20 protein-coding genes are annotated in these 17,650 nt (G+C 56.7%); 4 read left to right on the top strand and 16 right to left on the bottom strand.

The window, feature by feature from the left end; genetic code table 11:
- Position 1: 1 nt before the first annotated feature.
- Positions 2-1,222, top strand: coding sequence for a flagellar hook-length control protein FliK (gene fliK, locus QEN43_RS21315; protein WP_026608845.1), 1,221 nt, complete (start codon positions 2-4; stop codon positions 1,220-1,222).
- Positions 1,219-1,494: an EscU/YscU/HrcU family type III secretion system export apparatus switch protein gene (locus QEN43_RS21310; protein WP_026608844.1), complete on the top strand. Its 276-nt coding sequence runs from the start codon at positions 1,219-1,221 to the stop codon at positions 1,492-1,494. Before fliK ends, QEN43_RS21310 begins: the two co-directional genes overlap by 4 nt.
- A gap of 242 nt (positions 1,495-1,736) precedes the next feature.
- On the opposite strand, the gene queC is transcribed toward QEN43_RS21310, so the two are convergent.
- From queC to QEN43_RS21235, 15 genes are all read right to left on the bottom strand, one after another.
- Complete coding sequence (gene queC / locus QEN43_RS21305; protein WP_036267645.1) at positions 1,737-2,414, bottom strand: 7-cyano-7-deazaguanine synthase QueC; 678 nt, start codon at positions 2,412-2,414, stop codon at positions 1,737-1,739.
- The gene (gene queE / locus QEN43_RS21300; RefSeq protein ID WP_026608842.1) at positions 2,414-3,055 is read right to left on the bottom strand and encodes a 7-carboxy-7-deazaguanine synthase QueE; all 642 of its coding nucleotides are present in this window, start codon (positions 3,053-3,055) and stop codon (positions 2,414-2,416) included. The genes queC and queE overlap by 1 nt, the downstream gene beginning before the upstream one ends.
- A gap of 20 nt (positions 3,056-3,075) precedes the next feature.
- Positions 3,076-3,906, bottom strand: coding sequence for a tol-pal system protein YbgF (ybgF, locus tag QEN43_RS21295; RefSeq protein WP_162144240.1), 831 nt, complete (start codon positions 3,904-3,906; stop codon positions 3,076-3,078).
- 26 nt (positions 3,907-3,932) lie between these two features.
- Positions 3,933-4,517 carry a peptidoglycan-associated lipoprotein Pal gene (pal, locus tag QEN43_RS21290; protein ID WP_026608841.1) on the bottom strand — a complete coding sequence of 195 codons (585 nt, stop codon included), beginning with the start codon at positions 4,515-4,517 and terminating at the stop codon, positions 3,933-3,935.
- 81 nt (positions 4,518-4,598) lie between these two features.
- Positions 4,599-5,888 (bottom strand): Tol-Pal system beta propeller repeat protein TolB, encoded by a 1,290-nt coding sequence (gene tolB / locus QEN43_RS21285; RefSeq protein WP_156912610.1) that lies wholly within the window; start codon positions 5,886-5,888, stop codon positions 4,599-4,601.
- An 18-nt stretch (positions 5,889-5,906) separates the two neighbouring features.
- Positions 5,907-7,496 carry a cell envelope integrity protein TolA gene (tolA, locus tag QEN43_RS21280; RefSeq protein ID WP_317963585.1) on the bottom strand — a complete coding sequence of 530 codons (1,590 nt, stop codon included), beginning with the start codon at positions 7,494-7,496 and terminating at the stop codon, positions 5,907-5,909.
- Positions 7,493-7,891, bottom strand: a complete 399-nt coding sequence (tolR, locus tag QEN43_RS21275; RefSeq protein ID WP_396662097.1) for a protein TolR — start codon at positions 7,889-7,891, stop codon at positions 7,493-7,495. Before tolR ends, tolA begins: the two co-directional genes overlap by 4 nt.
- Before the next feature lie 44 nt (positions 7,892-7,935).
- Positions 7,936-8,613, bottom strand: coding sequence for a protein TolQ (tolQ, locus tag QEN43_RS21270; RefSeq protein ID WP_026608837.1), 678 nt, complete (start codon positions 8,611-8,613; stop codon positions 7,936-7,938).
- Positions 8,603-9,028, bottom strand: coding sequence for a tol-pal system-associated acyl-CoA thioesterase (ybgC, locus tag QEN43_RS21265; RefSeq protein WP_026608836.1), 426 nt, complete (start codon positions 9,026-9,028; stop codon positions 8,603-8,605). The genes tolQ and ybgC overlap by 11 nt, the downstream gene beginning before the upstream one ends.
- Positions 9,029-10,057 (bottom strand): Holliday junction branch migration DNA helicase RuvB, encoded by a 1,029-nt coding sequence (gene ruvB / locus QEN43_RS21260; protein ID WP_026608835.1) that lies wholly within the window; start codon positions 10,055-10,057, stop codon positions 9,029-9,031.
- A 30-nt stretch (positions 10,058-10,087) separates the two neighbouring features.
- Entirely contained in the window at positions 10,088-10,648 is a 561-nt protein-coding gene (locus QEN43_RS21255; protein WP_026608834.1) for a Uma2 family endonuclease, read from the bottom strand.
- Between the two features lie 39 nt (positions 10,649-10,687).
- On the bottom strand, positions 10,688-11,284 hold the full coding sequence (ruvA, locus tag QEN43_RS21250) for a Holliday junction branch migration protein RuvA (RefSeq protein ID WP_026608833.1): 597 nt from the start codon (positions 11,282-11,284) through the stop codon (positions 10,688-10,690).
- Positions 11,281-11,787, bottom strand: coding sequence for a crossover junction endodeoxyribonuclease RuvC (gene ruvC, locus QEN43_RS21245; protein WP_026608832.1), 507 nt, complete (start codon positions 11,785-11,787; stop codon positions 11,281-11,283). The genes ruvA and ruvC overlap by 4 nt, the downstream gene beginning before the upstream one ends.
- Before the next feature lie 9 nt (positions 11,788-11,796).
- A complete protein-coding gene (locus QEN43_RS21240; protein ID WP_026608831.1) occupies positions 11,797-12,543 on the bottom strand; it encodes a YebC/PmpR family DNA-binding transcriptional regulator in 747 nt (248 codons plus the stop codon).
- A 107-nt stretch (positions 12,544-12,650) separates the two neighbouring features.
- Positions 12,651-14,882 carry a heavy metal translocating P-type ATPase gene (locus QEN43_RS21235; RefSeq protein ID WP_051331375.1) on the bottom strand — a complete coding sequence of 744 codons (2,232 nt, stop codon included), beginning with the start codon at positions 14,880-14,882 and terminating at the stop codon, positions 12,651-12,653.
- 203 nt (positions 14,883-15,085) lie between these two features.
- On the opposite strand from QEN43_RS21235, the gene QEN43_RS21230 reads away from it, so the two are divergent.
- Entirely contained in the window at positions 15,086-16,135 is a 1,050-nt protein-coding gene (locus QEN43_RS21230) for an agmatine deiminase family protein (protein WP_026608829.1), read from the top strand.
- 1 nt (position 16,136) lies between these two features.
- Positions 16,137-17,027, top strand: a complete 891-nt coding sequence (locus QEN43_RS21225; protein ID WP_026608828.1) for a carbon-nitrogen hydrolase — start codon at positions 16,137-16,139, stop codon at positions 17,025-17,027.
- A gap of 125 nt (positions 17,028-17,152) precedes the next feature.
- Here QEN43_RS21225 and QEN43_RS21220 read toward each other — a convergent pair whose 3' ends face one another.
- Positions 17,153-17,476 carry an H-NS histone family protein gene (locus QEN43_RS21220; protein ID WP_026608827.1) on the bottom strand — a complete coding sequence of 108 codons (324 nt, stop codon included), beginning with the start codon at positions 17,474-17,476 and terminating at the stop codon, positions 17,153-17,155.
- Positions 17,477-17,650 lie beyond the last annotated feature (174 nt).

Below are 17,650 nucleotides of genomic sequence, written 5' to 3'. Positions count from 1 at the left end.
GATGGAAATTCGGTTGCCCGTCCGCGTTTCGACGACCTCTCCGCTTCAAACCGAAGCGCAAGCTCTCAAGCTTGGGGATATTCTTCGTGCTGTCGTCGAGACTAGACTCAAAGACAACGCGTTTCAGCTCCGGCTTGATTCCGGCGGCCGAGCCCTTGTCGCATACAGCGGCGCGAACCTAAAGCCTGGACAAATCCTCGAACTCGAAGTAGTCAAGCTGGAAACGACGCCCGAGCTACGCATTTTGCCGCGCAGCACCGAGCTCCCGGCGTCGGACTCGACCGTGCAACAGGCTTTACGGCTATTTTTGCCGAAACAAAAGCCCCTCGCCCACATCATCCCGGAACTTCAGCAGCTGGCCGCCCAAGCCAGGCAATCGTCCTCGCTGCCCGCCCCTATCACGGAGGCTTTGGAAAGCTTCTTGGCCTCCATCCCGAGAAAATCCGACATGATGTCACCCGAAGGTCTGGAAAAATGGTGCTCGAATTCAGGCCTGTTTCTCGAGGCAAAACTCGCCGCCGCGGTCGATTCTTCAGCAGACTTCATCGATTCGGATTTGAAAGCGCGGCTGCTGCGCGTTCTCGATAGTCTCAAAACGCTTCGAGCGAATCCGAAAGCCACACCCGAGGTGGTCCGCGTTTCGACGAGCGGCACACCGCCCACCGCGCCACACGCCCGAGAAAACGAACTATCCGCCGCACCCCGCACCACCCTGTCCGCGCCGGACGGTCAATTAGCTGTCGCGCCTGGAAACGAGGTCGGAATCGAACGGATCACTGAAAAAGTCGAAGCCGCCCTCGCCAGAGTGGTGACAGATCAGCTCGCATCCCTGCCCGGAAATACCGCCGCCGCACTGGTTTGGCACTTGGAAATTCCCTTTACCGACGGGCAGCATCACGATGCGGCGAGATTGCTTGTCGCCAAAGATGCGGAGTCCACCGGAACCGACGGCACGGACTGCTGGTCGCTCACGCTGGAATTACATCCGCCGGGACTTGGAACATTCTGCGCGCGCATACTCTTAAAGGACGAGCGGATCGACGTCTACTTATGGAGCGATACGGCAACGACGTCCGACCTGATTCGCGAGCAGTGCGAGCGCCTGAACGCAAGGCTGCACGGTGTAGGGCTTACTGTAGGCCAACTTACGGCCTTGAACCGACCGCCGGATTCGCTACGTTCCGAAAATCCCTTTCCCCCTCTTCTGGACCTACGCGCATGAATCGGGTCGTAAATCCCCCCGATATCGCTGTCGCCCTGCATTACGATGGAGAGAGCGCGCCTCGGGTGACCGCAAAGGGCAAAGGCGCAGTCGCGGAGCAAATCATCGAGCGGGCTCGGCAACATGGTATTCCGCTGCATACGGACGAAGGCTTGGCGACCGTATTGGCAAAGGTTCCGCTGGGCAACGAGATTCCGCGTGAACTCTATCTTGCCGTGGCCGAAGTGATCGCTTTCGCGTATTCGTTAAGCGGCAAAGTACCAGGCAAATAGAGCGCATTCATCTCGCTCGCACGAAAAACAGACTTTGCGAACGTTGAAACCTTCGGCTCGAATAAATCGATGAAGAATTGGTGAGCTGAGGCGGGACAGCGGAGCCATAGATCAGACGATGTGGCCCGAACGTAGTTTTACAAATCCGAAATGGCTGATGCTCTGATCCCTCCGGATTTCATTGTGTTCAGCCCGAGCTACTGGTTTGATTGGCTTTGAATGAACAGGCAATGCAATAAGCCCTACGCCCTATACCGCGTAGGATCTGCAACACCGGCTTCCACGAACCCGGCTTTCCGGAACCGGCACGAGTCGCACACGCCGCAGGCCCGCCCTTCCTCGTCAGCCGAATAACAGGATACGGTCAAACTATAATCGACGCCCAAATCCGTTCCGATGCGGATGATTTCAGCTTTTTTCAGCGTAATCAGCGGTGCATGCACTTTGAACCGGCTCCCCTCGACGCCGGCTTTTGTAGCCAAATTCGCCAGATGTTCGAACGCCTGGATGTACTCGGGACGGCAATCGGGATAGCCGGAATAATCGACGGCATTCACGCCGATGAAAATGTCCGTACTGCCCAGCACTTCTGCCCAGCCGAGGGCGAACGCCAGGAACACCGTGTTCCGCGCCGGCACGTAGGTGACGGGAATGTCCTCTTGCGGCGTCTCTGGCACCGCGATGTTGGTGTCGGTGAGCGCCGAGCCGCCGAATTCACCAAGGCCTATCCGGATGATCTTGTGTTCGATCGCACCGATGCTTTGCGCCACGCGGCGAGCGGCATCGAGCTCCGCGCTATGGCGCTGCCCATAATCGAAACTGAGGGCGTAGCACGCATAGCCCTGGGACTTCGCGATGGCCAGGGTAGTCGCCGAATCAAGACCGCCGGAGAGCAAAACAACCGCTTTTTTTGTCGTCATCACCGTCCAGGAACGTCGCCCCACAGAATCTTATGTAGCTGTATTTGAAAGCGAACCGGCAGACGATCGCGCAAAATATTCTCGGCGAGTTCTGTCGGATCTTGCACGCCCATGGCCGGCGAGAAAAGCACTTCACAGCGTTCGGAAAGACGGTGTTCCTCCACGATAGCTTTGGCCCACTCGTAATCCCGTTCGTTCATAATAACGAACTTGAGCTGATCCTTCCGGTCGAGAAAGTCCAAGTTTCGATAGAGGTTCTTCGATACTTCTCCGGACGAGGGTGTCTTGAGGTCCAAAACTTTCACGACGCTTGGATTGACTTCTGACACATCTAAAGCACCGCTGGTTTCCAGCGAGACCTCGTAGCCTTTTTCGATCAAGGCATCCAGCAAAGTCAAACACCCCCGCTGGGCTAAGGGTTCGCCACCGGTAACGGTCACATAGCGAGGATGGTACGACCCAACTTCGTCCAGAATTTCAGCGATAGACATCTTACGGCCACCACTGAAAGCATAAGTTGTGTCGCAGTACACACAACGCAACGGACACCCCGTCAAACGAACGAAGACCGTCGGCAAGCCGACGGTGCGAGATTCCCCTTGTAGGGAATAGAAAATTTCGGTTACTCGAAGTTGATTCACTAATCAGACGCTGGCAAAACTCAGCGCTTCGCTTCTTGCCTTAGCTTATCCAGCCGTTTCTCCGCTAACTTGGCCGCGCTGGAATCGGGATAACGCTTGATGACCTCAGTCAGCAGCTCCTTCGCATTTGCTTTCTGCCCGGTTTCATACTCAATGAAACCGATTTTCAGCAAGGCGTCCGGCACTTTGGGGCTCTGCGGAAAATCCTTGATCAGTTTCCGAAACATGTCGCGCGAGGCATTGAAATCGCGACTGACGTAATAGGTCTCCGCAAGCCAGTAGTGCGCATTGTCGGCGTAGTCGCCGGTCGGATAGGCTGCGATGAAATTCTTGAATTCCTTGATCGCTTCCGGATACTTGCCCTCTTTCAAGGTGTTGAAAGCCTTTTGATAGGCCGCCTGGCGATTTCCCGGGTCGCCCGCCAGTGCGGGAGCGGGCTGTGCCGCTGCCTGAGACACGGTCGGGTCCTCTGGAGCCGCATCCTCAGGCAATGCGGACTGATCAACCGGCGCCTGCGGTGCTCCGGAAACGCCCGCCGACAATCCCTGCATGCGCTGATCCAGATCCATGTACATCGTCTGTTGCTGCTTTTTCAGCTCTTCGAGCTGATGGGCAAGCTCCTCGTTTTCGCCGCGGAGCTTGAGCACCTCAGCCTGCAACTGCTCGATTCGTTTGTACATCTCCATTAGGGTGTTTCCCGAGAGACGCTTCTCCAACTGGGCGACGCGTTCCTCGAGGGTAGGCACCCCATAGCCGGTTTGATCTTGATCATACCTACGATCGTACATCTGACCGTATTGCTGGGCGTAGACGATCGCCCCATACAGCGAACCCCAGAGTAAAAAAGTCAAAACCGGCGTCCTAAGATGCATATCCGTCAGCGCCCCGAATAGGTAATTTCAACTCTACGATTCTGCTGCCAAGCCGATTCGTCGTGGCCCGGTACAGCCGGCTTTTCCTCGCCGAAGCTAACGATTTGCATCTGGTTGTCGCTTGCACCTTGAAATTGCATTAACCTAGCCACGGCCTTTGCCCTCAGCTCGCCCAGCGCGATGTTGTACTCGGGAGAGCCTCGTTCGTCGGCATGTCCTTCCAGAATAACGCTACGTTCCGGATGAGAAGCCAGATAACGTGCGTGGGCACTGATGATCTCCTGGTATTCCGGCAGGACTTCGTAGCTATCGTACATAAAATAAATGATGCGTTTTGATAAAGGACTAGTCGGATCATCCAACATCGGATCGCCGGTACCTCCCGCCCCCGGGCCGTAGCCGGTCCCGCCCGGACCGCCATATACCTTGCCGTCTGTGCCATCGCCGTACTTGCTGATCTCAGGGCCGCCCGGACCGCCATCCATGCCGACTTCGGCACCGGGCTCCTCGCGCACGCCTCCCTTCGAACTACAGCCGCTCAAAATAAGAGACATCATTGAGATGATCAATGCGGTCTTGACGAGTTTCATGTATTTTCCCCATTAACAAAATAGAAATCGACCTACTGTTCTCAAGCTTCTGCCCTGTGCAGGACGTCCCTGGACTCCGCCTTACGGCGACCAGGCCGGTTCGCGCACCTGCCCAGCATCGATGCGTAGGCTTTGCTGAACCCTGCCATCTACAGAAACGGCCGCTAATTGCCCCACTCCCCCACTCTTCGAGGCGTAAAGAATCATACTTCCGTTAGGCGCAAATCCCGGTGATTCATCCAAGTGTCCCGGAGTCAGAACGCGCAGAGCCCTGGTCTGCAAATCCATGACAGCAATCCGATAGTCGCCGCCATTGCCGTGAACCATTGCGATGCTGCGCCCGTCGGGCGAGAACACGCCACGCGCGTTGTATTCTCCCTCGTAGGTCAAGCGCTGTGCCGGTCCGCCGGAGGAGGACACGATATAAAGCTGCGGCTTTCCGCCGCGATCTGAGGTAAATACGATTTTGCTGCCGTCCGGTGACCAGTTGGGCTCCGTATCGATGCCAATATGATCCGTGATCCGGCGCAACGAACGGGAGGCCAAGTTCATGACGTAAATGTCTGGATTGCCGTCTTTGGACAGCGTCATGGCCAGTTGAGTACCGTCCGGAGACCAGGCCGGTGCACCGTTGATGCCGGGCGCATCGGACACCTTCTGACGTTCGCCGGTCGCGAGCGTCTGGATGAAGATCGCCGAGGTCTTATTCTCGAACGACACATAAGCGATGCGCTTGCCGTCCGGGGCCCACGCCGGGGACATAATCGGCTCGGTAGAGCTGATGATGGTCTGCGGGTTATACCCGTCGCTATCGGCGATCTGAAGGCGATACTGGCGGTCGCGCGGGCCGTTGCCGGTCACGGTCACGTACGCCACACGAGTAGCAAAAGCACCAGGCTCACCGGTCAGCTGCTGATAAATCAAATCGGCGATGCGGTGTGCAGTGCGGCGCGTGTCCGGAGCATTGAACGGGACTCTAGCGCTCGTCAGCAAAGTTCCGTTTATCGCATCGTACAGGAAGAATTCGGCCTCGTACTGGCTTCCACTACCAGGCTGCACCCGCCCTATAACTAGATAATCCTGCTTCAAGAGCTGCCAGGTCCGGAATCGGACTTGCTCGGGCGCCGTTGGCGTTTCCAGCATTTCGCTTTCCGGCAAAGGTTTGAAGCGTCCGCTGCGCCCCAAATCGGCGGCAACGATGCTACCAATGTTATCGCCCGGCAAAATCGGTTGACCGAATGGCACCACGGCAATCGGCATAGCTCCCTCGACGCCTCGGGTAATTTCCACGTTCAGCTCGGCGCGCGCCCAGCCACTGAAGAGCATAAATAACGCGCTCAAAAGGAAAACGCTGCGAAATCGTCTAATCATCAAACACCTGGACAAGAATTATTCGGGCTTGAATGTGAATGTAAATGAACGGAGTTGCTCCGCCACTTTAGGATCACTGGGCCAAGGCAAAGGCGAAGCCTTGCGCACGGCAGCCTCGGCGGATCGATCGAATGCCGAATCGCCGCTGCTCTTGATAACTTGTGCATCCGTCACTTCGCCACCAGGAAGCGTACGCACTCGAATTATACAGGACAGCCCACTCTTGGCCGACGGCGGACGAAGCCACGCGCGTGTAACTTTCGGTTTGATATAGGTATTCGCCCAGTCGCTCGCTGCTTGCTTGGCCTGCTGTTCCATCGCGGCGCGATGTTCTTCCTCGAGCTGCTGACGCAATGCTAGCTCGCGTTCAGCCTGCAGCCTGCGCGCCTCCTCCTCAGCCTTCCGTTTGGCCTCAGCCTCGGCTTTACGGCGGGCCTCTTCTTCCGCCTTGCGGCGTGCTTCTTCGGCTTTCCGCTTCGCCTCGGCTTCTGCCTTCTGCTTGGCTTCCAGCTCTGCTTTACGTTTCGCCTCGGCTTCCGCCTTCTGCTTCGCTTCCAGTTCGGCTTTCCGCTTGGCTTCGGCTTCTGCTTTCTGTTTGGCCTCTAGTTCTGCTTTACGTTTCGCCTCAGCCTCCGCCTTCTGCTTCGCTTCCAGTTCGGCTTTCCGTTTCGCTTCGGCCTCGGCTTTACGCCGAGCCTCTTCTTCCGCTTTCCGCTTGGCTTCAGCTTCAGCCTTCTGTTTGGCCTCTAGCTCAGCTTTCCGCTTCGCTTCGGCTTCCGCTTTCTGCTTAGCTTCCAGTTCGGCTTTCCGTTTCGCTTCGGCCTCGGCTTTACGCCGAGCCTCTTCTTCCGCTTTCCGCTTCGCTTCGGCTTCTGCCTTCTGCTTGGCTTCCAGCTCTGCTTTACGTTTCGCCTCGGCTTCCGCTTTCTGCTTCGCTTCCAGTTCAGCTTTCCGCTTGGCTTCGGCTTCCGCCTTCTGCTTGGCTTTCAGTTCGGCTTTCCGTTTCGCTTCGGCCTCGGCTTTACGCCGAGCCTCTTCTTCCGCTTTCCGCTTGGCTTCAGCTTCCGCTTTCCGCTGAGCTTCGAGCTCAGCCTGCCGACGTTCTTCCTCCTGGCGCTTCCTTGCTTCGGCCTCGGCTTTGCGCAGAGCCTGTTCTTCCGCCCGACGCTTGGCTTCCTGTTCGGCCTGCCTGGATTCCTCGGCTTTGCGTTTCTGCTCGGCAAGGCGCTTGGCTTCCTCCTGGCGCCTTCTTTCCTCGGCCTCGGCTTTGCGCTGGGCTTCCAATTCGGCTTGCCGCCTGGCCTCTTCCTCCTGTTTGCGTTTCAGCGCCTCCGCTTCGGCCTGCTTTCGGCGTTCGGCTGCCTCTTGAGCGCGCCGCTCCTCTTCTAGCTTTTCCCGACGGGCTTGCTCCGCAATCCGTTTGGCTTGCCGGCCACGCTCGATCTGAAATTCATCGACCGCTATCGCCTGAATAATTTCAGGCTGGATTGGTTGTTTAATCGGCGTGATCGAATCGAACTGAACCGCAAAAAGAAGGATTAGAACAGCATGCAGCGCGAGGGACAGAGCGAACGGCCCGCGATAGCGTTTAAAATCGCGATGACTCATTCGTCCTCGGCCGGGCTCGTCATCAATCCGACGCTGGGCACGCCCGCGTTTTTGAGCGAGGCCATGACAGAGACAACCTTCCCGTAATTCACGGTCTTGTCACCTCGGATCAGGACCGGGAGCCCCGGCTTTTTCTGGAGCGCATCCGTGACTCTTACAGTCAGTTCGTCGGAATCGACTTCGACGTCGCCCTCATTGCCGGCGTCCACGAATAGCCGGCCTTCGGCATCGATCGACACGATGATGGGTAAATCCTGCTGAGGATCGATAGTTCTAGCCTCGGCTTGGGGAAGGTCGACGTCAACCCCGGTTTGGAGCAGCGGTGCCGTCACCATGAAAATGATCAGAAGCACCAGAGTAACGTCGATATAAGGAACGACATTGATTTCAGCCATGGGCCTGCGGCGACGGCCGCGCCCACTTCCCCCTGATGACACATTCATTTGGTGTGCGCCTGACGATGCAATAAGCTCAAAAACTCTTCCGTGAACGCTTCATATCGATTGGCTAGCCGCCCGATGTCGGTCGAATACCTGTTATAGGCCATGACCGCCGGGATCGCGGCGAATAAGCCCATGGCGGTCGCCACCAGCGCTTCGGAAATACCGGGCGCCACCATAGCCAGGGTCGCCTGCTTGACGTTGCCGAGCGATCGGAACGAGTTCATGATGCCCCACACGGTGCCGAACAATCCGACATACGGGCTTGTGGAACCGACCGTGGCGAGGAATGGCAAGCGCTCGTCCAGGTTTTCCAACTCGCGATTCAAGGCCACACGCATCACACGCTGAGTCCCTTCCATGACAGCGTCAGGCCCAATGTTTGGCTGCTGTCGGAGCCGCGCGAATTCTTTGAACCCGGCCATAAAGATGTTCTCGAGCCCTTCGGTTCCGTGATCCTCGCGGGCCAGTTGCCGGTAAAGATCGGCGAGGTCTATCCCTGACCAGAAACGCTCTTCGAACTCTTCCGAAGTCTCCTCGGCGCGCCGGATCTCCTTGTATTTCGAAAAAATGAAAGTCCATGAGATGACCGATGCCAGTACCAGAACGAGCATGACGATCTGGACGACGGGGCTCGCTTCGGTAATTAACTTGAATATGGAGAGTTCAGAGGTCATTGTTTAGCTGTTGCAACAAAAAGTCAGGAATGGCCGTGGGCCGAAAGGTTTCGGCGGCAAGACAAACGATACGCACACGCGCTTCGCACACGAGTTCGTCATCTTGTCGCACCGCCCGTTGGTTGAACATGAAACTTGCCGACTTCAACTGCTCTACTTCGGCGGACACCCAAAGCAGCTCGTTGAACCTCGCGGCTTTTACGTAGTCGATGTGCATCGAGCGAACAGCGAACAAGATGCCGTGTCGGGTTCGAAGCTCATCCTGCTCGAATCCCAACGAACGTAAAAATTCGGTCCTTGCCCGCTCGAAAAATCTGAGATAGCTAGCGTGATAAACCACGCCGCCAGCATCGGTGTCTTCGTAATATACGCGGACGGGCCAGCGAAACCCGGTTTGTTCGGAAATATCCCCCAACTAAAAAAGCTCCTCGTTCACATTGAGAGTCTTCGGCGGCTCCAAACCAAAATGGAGATAAGCCGTGCGCGTCGCAACCCGCCCCCTGGGTGTGCGCATGATAAAGCCTTGTTGGATCAGATAAGGCTCGAGAACGTCTTCGATCGTGCCGCGCTCTTCGCTGATCGCGGCGGCGATATTGTCGAGCCCCACTGGACCGCCTTCGAACTTCTCGATCATGGTACGCAGCAGCTTGCGGTCGAGCTGATCGAAGCCGTTATGGTCGACGTTCAGCATTTCCAACGCTTTGCTGGCCACCTCGGCGGTGACCCGGCCGTCCGCCATGACCTCGGCGAAATCCCGAACCCGCCGCAACAATCGGTTAGCGATACGCGGCGTTCCACGCGACCGGCGAGCGATTTCACGAGCGCCTTCGGGGCTGATTTCGACGCCGAGGATTTTGGCCGAGCGGGTGACGATCTGAGTCAGTTCCTCTGGGGTATAGAACTCCAGGCGGTGAACGATTCCGAATCGGTCGCGCAAAGGCGATGTCAAAAGTCCGGCCCGCGTGGTCGCACCTACCAAAGTAAACGGCGGGATGTCCAGCTTGATCGAACGCGCGGCCGGGCCTTCGCCGATCATGATGTCGATCTGGTAGTCCTCCATCGCTGGGTAGAGAACCTCCTCCACCATCGGGCTCAGGCGATGGATCTCGTCGATGAAAAGAACGTCGCGTGGCTCCAGATTGGTCAGCAAAGCCGCCAAATCCCCTGCCTTTTCCAGCACCGGCCCTGAGGTCTGGCGTAAGCTAACACCCATTTCGTTCGCGATGATGTTGGCGAGAGTCGTTTTCCCGAGGCCCGGCGGACCGAAAATTAGTACGTGATCCAAAGCTTCGCGCCGCGCCAAAGCTGCTTGTATGAAGATCGCCATCTGCTCGCGCATGGCCGCCTGGCCGATATAGTCGTCCAGACGCCGCGGACGGATGGCGCGGTCAACTGCATCTTCGTCGGGGGAACCGGCTGGATTGACGAGACGATGGGTGGGCATGGTCACAATGATGGCCTCGTTAAGTGGCAACTACTCCGTCCACAACTCCCCCAACGCCCATTTGACGGCTTCGAAGGGCGGAACGGAAACCCGGCAATCGCCGGCATGGGTTTGCGCTAGCAACCAGCGCCCCTGCTGATTTTCGTACGCTTCGAGAACCCGCGTGTCGGGGTCGACCAGCCAGGCATGGGCCACACCCAAGGAACCGTAGAGCGGAAGCTTTTCGGCGCGGTCATCGCGGGCCGTAGATGGCGAGAGCACTTCGCAAATCCAATCCGGTACGCATTCGAACCAGGCGGTATCCGGTAGACGCGGCATCCTCTCCCGCCGCCATCCGGCCAGATCCGGTACCAGGACGTGCCCATCGAGATGGAGTTCCGGCTCGTCCAGGATCCACCAACCGCCGGGGCCGCCATCACCAAGATTGAAGGGACCGCCAATACGGATCCCGAGGTTCGACGACGCAAAAGCATGGCGTGGCGCCGGACGGGGATGAGTGACCAGGCGTCCGTAAATGATTTCCCCCACCAGATTGGGCGGAAGGGCTCGAATGTCTTCGTAGGTCGCGGGTCTAATCGCTGGATTCGCCATGGCTGCTTGGATTCTATCGTATCAAAGTTCAGCCAGTTTTTACTTGGCCGCGGACTGCAAGGCCAAACGAATGATCTCCTCGCTGCTCTTCCCGTCGACCTGAACCTTCCGCACCAGACTGTGAGCATCCTGCGGCTTGAACCCCAGGGCAATCAACGCGCTAACCGCATCGTCCACCGGGCTCGGTGATGGTATCGATAGAGACCCAGCTCCGGGCAGGTTGACCAGGGGCAATTCGGGCAGGCGATCCCGCATTTCGATGATCAAGCGTTCTGCGGTCTTCTTGCCGACCCCGGGCAAACGCACAAGACGGGCTGTATCCTGGGCTTCCACGCAACGGTGGAACTCTTCGGCGCTCAAGCCCGACAGAATCGCCAAGGCGAGCTTCGCACCGACGCCGCTGACACGGATCAGACTGCGGAACAAGGCTCGTTCCGCTTCGGACAGGAAGCCAAACAGGTTGTGGGCATCCTCCCGTATCGCGAGATGAGTGTACAGCATCACCTCTTCGCCGATATCCGGCAGTTTGTAGAACGTCGACATCGGCGCGTCGATCTCGTACCCGACGCCGCGTACGTCCAACAAAAGAGAAGGCGGTTTCTTGGCCACCACCACGCCGCGCAGAAATCCGATCATCGCGGGACGGCTCCTGCACGTTCCAAACGCCGCAAGGTCTGCCGGTGATGGATATGACACAAGGCCACGCCCAAAGCATCGCTGGCGTCCAACTGAAGCGGCGAAGAATACTTTAGCAAGAAACGCACCATGTGCTGGACCTGTAGCTTGTCCGCACTTCCTTTCCCGACCAAAGCCTGTTTGACTTGCCGCGCGGCATACTCGTGAACCGGTAAACCCGCGGCCAGACCGCCGCAGATGGCCGCTCCTCTGGCCTGCCCGAGCTTTAGAGCGGAATCGGCATTCTTGTGCATGAACACCTGCTCGATGGCCATTTCATCGGGCTGGAATTCGAGTGCGATTTTATAGACGCCGTCGTAGATTTGCTTGAGGCGTGCAGGAAAAGGATCCGTTTCCGTGCGGATACATCCGCAAGCGAGCAATACGGGTCCCCTGTCGCTGTCGCGAACAACACCGTAACCGGTACGGCGCGACCCTGGGTCTAGTCCTAAAACGACTGTCACGTCGCCTCTTTAACCGATCTGGGCGAGGATCTCCTCGCTGATATCGGCGTTGGAATAAACATTTTGCACGTCGTCCAAATCCTCGAGCCGTTCCAACAGGCGAATCATCTTCTCCGCGTCATCCCTGCCCAGGGACACGCTGGTATTGGCGCGCATGGTCACTTCGGCGCTCTCCGGCGTAAGTCCGGCCTGCACGAGCGAATCCCGCACCGTTTCGAACCGCTCCGGAGCAACCAATACATCGATCGAGCCGTCGTCGTTGCTGACGATATCGTCCGCTCCGGCTTCAAGAGCGACCTCCATCACCCGGTCCTCGTCGACACCCGCCGGATAGCTGATGATGCCGGTTTTGGAAAACAAATAGGCTACGGAGCCGTCGGTGCCCAGATTGCCACCCGCCTTGGCAAAGGCATGGCGCACTTCTGAAACCGTGCGATTCCGATTGTCGGTCAGGCAATTCACCATCACCGCGATGCCGCCAGGGCCGTAGCCCTCGTAGCGCACTTCCTCGTAATTATCGCCTTCGGCGGTACCGCTACCTTTCTTAATGGCCCGCTCGATAGTGTCCTTGGACATGTTAGCGGAGAGAGCCTTGTCCATCGCCGCTCTTAAGCGCGGGTTATTCGCAGGATCGCTGCCGCCGTTACGGACTGATACGGTTATCTCACGAATCAGCTTGGTGAACAGCTTACCCCGCTTGGCGTCCTGCGCGCCTTTGCGATGCTGGATGTTGGCCCACTTGCTATGACCTGCCATTGATCGACTTACCTCCGCCTCATCAAAAACCTGCCGAAAAACCGAAAAATTTTATCATTTTTGCCACTTTGCCACGGAACGGTCTCCGCACGAGCCGATTCGATTGATCAAAAATATCTCAATCGGTTAGCGTTGCTCACCACCGTCACCGAAGACATCGCCATAGCCGCTCCTGCAATCATGGGATTGAGTAAAATTCCGAAGATGGGATATAGAAAACCGGCGGCAATCGGAATCGCCAGGACATTGTAAATAAAGGCTCCGAACAGATTCTGCTTGATGTTGCGCAACGTGGCTCGCGACAGTTCCATGGTTTCCGCCACTTTCATGAGCGAGCCGCCCATGATGACCACGTCCCCGCTTTCTATGGCGACGTCTGTACCGGTGCCGATCGCCATCCCCACGTTGGATTGGGCCAAAGCCGGCGCATCGTTAATGCCATCACCCACCATGCCCACGATTTCTCCGGCATCCTGCAAGCCTTTCACGACAGCAGCCTTATCCTGAGGAAGAACCTGCGCGCGCACCTCATCGATGCCCGCAACCGCCGCGATGGCTTTCGCCGTGACCTCGTTGTCTCCCGTCACCATCAGCACTCGCACACCCAGGGACTTCAACTTCGCGACCGCCTCCCTGGAATCCGTCTTGATCGGGTCGGCCACAGAAAGCAATCCGACCACGGACCTGTCGACCGCCAACAGGACGGGTGTCTGCCCCTCGCCCGCCAACTCGGTCAAGCGGTCGGCGAAGCGTCCGCAGTCGACGCCTTGTTCCGTCATCAAGGCCAAGTTACCCAGCAACACGGCCCGATTCTCGATGAGCCCCGAGACGCCATGTCCCGCGACCGCCGCGAATCCCGTCACGGGCAAGAGTGTGCAGTTCTTTTCTGCGGCCGCCGTCAAAATCGCCGCCGCCAAGGGATGTTCGGAACCGGTTTCGAGGCTGGCCGCCCATTGCAAGACCTGCTCCTCGGTCCAGTTCGGACCGCTCTCGATCTTGATCAGCCGCGGCTTGCCTTCCGTTACCGTTCCGGTCTTGTCGAGCACGACGCAAGTCAGCCTCCCAGCGGTTTGCAAAGCGTCGCCATTGCGGATGAGAATACCTTTTTGCGCCGCCTTTCCGACCGCGACCATAATGGAGATCGGCGTGGCCAATCCCAAGGCGCAGGGACAAGCGATGACCAGCACCGTCATGGCAGTGACGAAGGCATAACCGAGGGCAGGCTCGGGACCAACCGCCCACCAGATCAGGAAAGTCAGCAGAGAAACCGCCACCACCGCCGGAACGAACACCGATGAAACGCGGTCCACGAGCCGGGCGATTTCTGGCTTGCTCGCCTGTGCCCTGCGGACGCTAGCAATGATTTGCGCCAACACTGTGTCGCGGCCGATGCGGGTTGCCTTAAACAGCAGCGTTCCCGACTGGTTAAGCGTGCCGGCGACGATTTCGTCGCCCACGTCTTTTTCGACCGGCATCGGTTCGCCGGTGAGCATCGACTCGTCCACACTGGAATGCCCCTCGATGACCACCCCGTCCACCGGGATTTTTTCGCCCGGCCTTACCCGCACGGTTTCGTCCAGGCCCACCTCGGCGATGGGAACATCGACCTCCTGACCATTCCTTAGCACGCGCGCCGTCCTCGGCTGCAAACCGATCAACTGCCGAATTGCCGACGATGTCTTGCCACGGGCGCGCATTTCCAGGGCGCTACCTAAATTGATGAACGCAAGGATAATGCTTGCAGCTTCGAAATAGGCGTGCCGCGCCAGCGTCGGCAAACTGTCGGAAAAGAAAATGGCCATGGTGGAGTAGAACCAGGCAGCGCCGGTGCCAAGCGCGATCAGGGTATCCATATTGGCCTGGCGATGCTGCAGGCTCTTGACCGCCCCTTTGAAGAAGTGACCGCCTGAGTAATAAAGTACCCACAACGTCACTAGGGAAACGATCAACCAGATGCCCGCGGCCGTCGGCTCTCCCAACATCGGAAACAATCCGAGGTGCTCTACCAGCATCAACGGCCCACCGACCGAGCCTGCAACGACAGCCTTGTTGAGCAGTTCCTGGTAACGGGCAGCCTCCAATGCCTCTTGCTCGGCGGGGTCCTCCAGACCTTCCATCACAGCCGCATCGTATCCCGCATCCTGCACTGCCTTACGCAAGACCTCCGGTTCCACGTCCCCGCGCACCAGAGCGGAATGATCGGCAAAATTGACATCGGCCGAAAACACATTCGGCACACTGCGTAACGCCTTCTCCACGGCCTCGACACATCCGGCGCAACGCATGCCGGAGACGGATAGGCGAATGATTTTCGGTTCATGATTAATCGTCGATGTCATAGCGTTCTCGAAGTAAAAAATCTTGTTGCAATCCGATACCCTTTCATCGCCACACGATTAGCCGGGCACCGAAGGAATCCACCGATCTCTTTATATTTATAAGAATCACACCTCCTCCTGACCCATACCAAACACCGAGTAGCCGCAACCGCGGACATTTTTACGGTAGAATAACCCGTTTTTTCAGGACCGATATTCTGACTGTGACATCATCCCATTTATCCATATTGGCGCCCGAATGGGCAGAGCAATCAGCGGTTTTGATTGCCTGGCCGTATTGTCATGGCGATTTCGAGCGATGGCTAAATGCCGTTGAAGAAACTTATGATCGGATCGCGCTCGAAATTGCGCGGCGGGAAACGGTCATTCTCATCTGCCAAGATAACGCCCACCAAAGACATATACACCAACGGTTGACATCTAAGGGCGCCGATCTCGATCGGGTTCGTTTCGTTCATTTGCCTTATGACGACGTCTGGGTACGGGATACCGCGCCATTGACACTTACAACCGCACAAGGCGCGAAACTCATCGACTTTCGCTTTAATGGATGGGGCGGAAAATACCCGCACGAGAACGATGCGCGATTGGCTCAACGCCTGCATGCCAATGGCGTGCTCGGCGATACCCCTATGGACAGGGTTGAGTTTACCCTTGAAGGCGGGAGTGTGGAATCGGACGGTAAAGGCACGATTCTCACAACCAGTCGCTGTCTGCTCAATCCGAACCGCAACCCGGAATTCACGCGAGACGAAATCGAGGATCGGCTAAAAACCAGCCTCGGCGCCAGGCGTATTCTTTGGCTTGATCATGGTTATGCCGAGGGCGACGATACGGACGCCCATATTGACACACTGGCGCGTTTCTGTTCGCCCGATACAATCGCCTACACCGCTTGCAGCCAGGCCGACGATCCGCTGTATGACGAATTCAAGGCGATGGAAAATCAACTGCGAACCTTTGTCACATATTCGGGTCAACCTTATCGCCTGATACCCTTAAACATTCCAAAACCTATTTACAGCGAGGAAGGCGACCGATTGCCAGCAACTTACGCCAACTTTCTGATCGTCAACGGGGCCGTTCTAGTTCCGATATATGATGATCCGGCCGATTCCGAAGCTATGGCGCGTTTGAGCGACGTTTTTCCGGACCGCGAGATCGTGGGTATACCCTGCACATCTCTCATCCGGCAATACGGTAGCCTGCACTGCATGACTATGCAGTTTCCAAAAACAGTTCGGGTAAGCTGATATGACGCAGACGTTCAAGGTCGGTTTGGTACAGCAACCTTGCGGTTCCGAAGACAAAAACGTGAATTTGCGGGCCTCGATCGAAGGCATGAAACAAGCCGCGTCTCAAGGTGCGAATCTGGTATTGCTGCCAGAACTGCATCTCGGCCCGTATTTCTGCCAGACTGAGGATTGCAGCCGCTTCGATCTTGCCGAATCGATACCGGGGCCGACCACCGAAACGCTGGCCGCGCTTGCCAAGGAGCTTGGCGTAGTTATTGTGGGCTCATTGTTCGAACGGCGCGCTCCAGGTCTCTATCACAATACGGCTGTCGTACTGGAAAAAGACGGCAGTTTGGCAGGCAAGTACCGAAAAATGCACATACCCGACGATCCAGGGTATTACGAAAAGTTTTATTTCACGCCGGGGGATTTAGGGTTCAAACCGGTAACGACCTCATTAGGAAAACTCGGGGTCTTGGTATGCTGGGACCAATGGTACCCAGAAGCCGCCCGGTTAATGGCGCTTGCAGGCGCTGATCTCCTGCTGTATCCCACGGCCATCGGCTGGAATCCCGATGACGATGCAGAGGAACAGCAGCGACAATTGGACGCATGGGTAACCATTCAAAGGTCACATGCCATTGCCAACGGTCTGCCGGTCATCTCCTGCAATCGCATCGGACACGAACCCGATCCCAGCGGCCAAAGTAAAGGCATCTTGTTCTGGGGAAACAGCTTTGTTGCTGGCCCGCAAGGAGAAATTCTTTGTCAGGCCAACGAGAAAGAAGAACGGGTTATGGTGGTTGAAATAAATCGCCGCCGGTCGGAAGACGTCCGTCGAATCTGGCCGTATCTGCGCGACCGACGGATCGATGAATATGGAGGCTTGGTCAAACGTTACCTAGATTAGCGAACAGTGACACCAAAATCGGTGCGAGAACGCGATATTGGCCGAAATCCCTTCGATTCCTTGCGTTCGGCAACCGATTTTGGTCGGAACCCGGCGATCCTGCCGGGCACCCTATCAGCTTTCGTTCAAGACTTTACTTCGAATTCCTCCAATCGATGTCCTTGCTCGAGTAGAGTTTGTAGCCATTTCGGTTTCATACCGCGGCCGGTCCATTTTTGAGACAGATTATTCGGGTTTTGATACTTAATCGGGACTTTACTACCCTTTCTTCCGGAGACTTTCGTGCCCTCAGTGATTTCCACATTAACACCGATTGAGGCCGCCAACTCTTTTATCTTGCTTATGACTTCCTTACGTTTGGTTTCCTTCTTTTCTTTGAGTGCCCTCTGAGCATTTTCGATCATGCTCGTCAGTTCGGCTTCGGAAAGTTCCGTGAAATCGGTCTTCATAGTTACCTCGATTATAAAGTCGCGAAACAAGATTACATTAACCTTGTGATGTCCTATTTAGTATATTAAAAAAATCCAAAAAATAAATCATATATAGGTAAACATTCGAATACCGCAACTTTCATCGTACCGGAACCAAGAACCATTTTCCGAGACACCGTCTGCCAATTAATC

The sequence above is a fragment of the Methylocaldum szegediense genome (assembly GCF_949769195.1).
GTDB lineage: Bacteria > Pseudomonadota > Gammaproteobacteria > Methylococcales > Methylococcaceae > Methylocaldum > Methylocaldum szegediense.
Note: the sequence above shows the minus strand (reverse complement) of the source record. Positions and strands in the feature narration are given on the sequence as shown.

Excerpts from the sequence above, each read along its gene's own strand:
- QEN43_RS21255 (WP_026608834.1), bottom strand. The coding sequence starts at position 10,648 with ATGGCGAATCCAGCGATTAGACCCGCGACCTACGAAGACATTCGAGCC.
- ruvA (WP_026608833.1), bottom strand. The coding sequence starts at position 11,284 with ATGATCGGATTTCTGCGCGGCGTGGTGGTGGCCAAGAAACCGCCTTCT.
- QEN43_RS21310 (WP_026608844.1), top strand. The coding sequence starts at position 1,219 with ATGAATCGGGTCGTAAATCCCCCCGATATCGCTGTCGCCCTGCATTAC.
- queC (WP_036267645.1), bottom strand. The coding sequence starts at position 2,414 with ATGACGACAAAAAAAGCGGTTGTTTTGCTCTCCGGCGGTCTTGATTCG.
- ruvB (WP_026608835.1), bottom strand. The coding sequence starts at position 10,057 with ATGCCCACCCATCGTCTCGTCAATCCAGCCGGTTCCCCCGACGAAGAT.
- tolR (WP_396662097.1), bottom strand. The coding sequence starts at position 7,891 with ATGGCTGAAATCAATGTCGTTCCTTATATCGACGTTACTCTGGTGCTT.
- tolQ (WP_026608837.1), bottom strand. The coding sequence starts at position 8,613 with ATGACCTCTGAACTCTCCATATTCAAGTTAATTACCGAAGCGAGCCCC.
- QEN43_RS21240 (WP_026608831.1), bottom strand. The coding sequence starts at position 12,543 with ATGGCAGGTCATAGCAAGTGGGCCAACATCCAGCATCGCAAAGGCGCG.
- QEN43_RS21225 (WP_026608828.1), top strand. The coding sequence starts at position 16,137 with ATGACGCAGACGTTCAAGGTCGGTTTGGTACAGCAACCTTGCGGTTCC.
- QEN43_RS21235 (WP_051331375.1), bottom strand. The coding sequence starts at position 14,882 with ATGACATCGACGATTAATCATGAACCGAAAATCATTCGCCTATCCGTC.
- pal (WP_026608841.1), bottom strand. The coding sequence starts at position 4,517 with ATGAAACTCGTCAAGACCGCATTGATCATCTCAATGATGTCTCTTATT.
- QEN43_RS21220 (WP_026608827.1), bottom strand. The coding sequence starts at position 17,476 with ATGAAGACCGATTTCACGGAACTTTCCGAAGCCGAACTGACGAGCATG.
- fliK (WP_026608845.1), top strand. The coding sequence starts at position 2 with ATGGAAATTCGGTTGCCCGTCCGCGTTTCGACGACCTCTCCGCTTCAA.
- tolB (WP_156912610.1), bottom strand. The coding sequence starts at position 5,888 with ATGATTAGACGATTTCGCAGCGTTTTCCTTTTGAGCGCGTTATTTATG.
- tolA (WP_317963585.1), bottom strand. The coding sequence starts at position 7,496 with ATGAGTCATCGCGATTTTAAACGCTATCGCGGGCCGTTCGCTCTGTCC.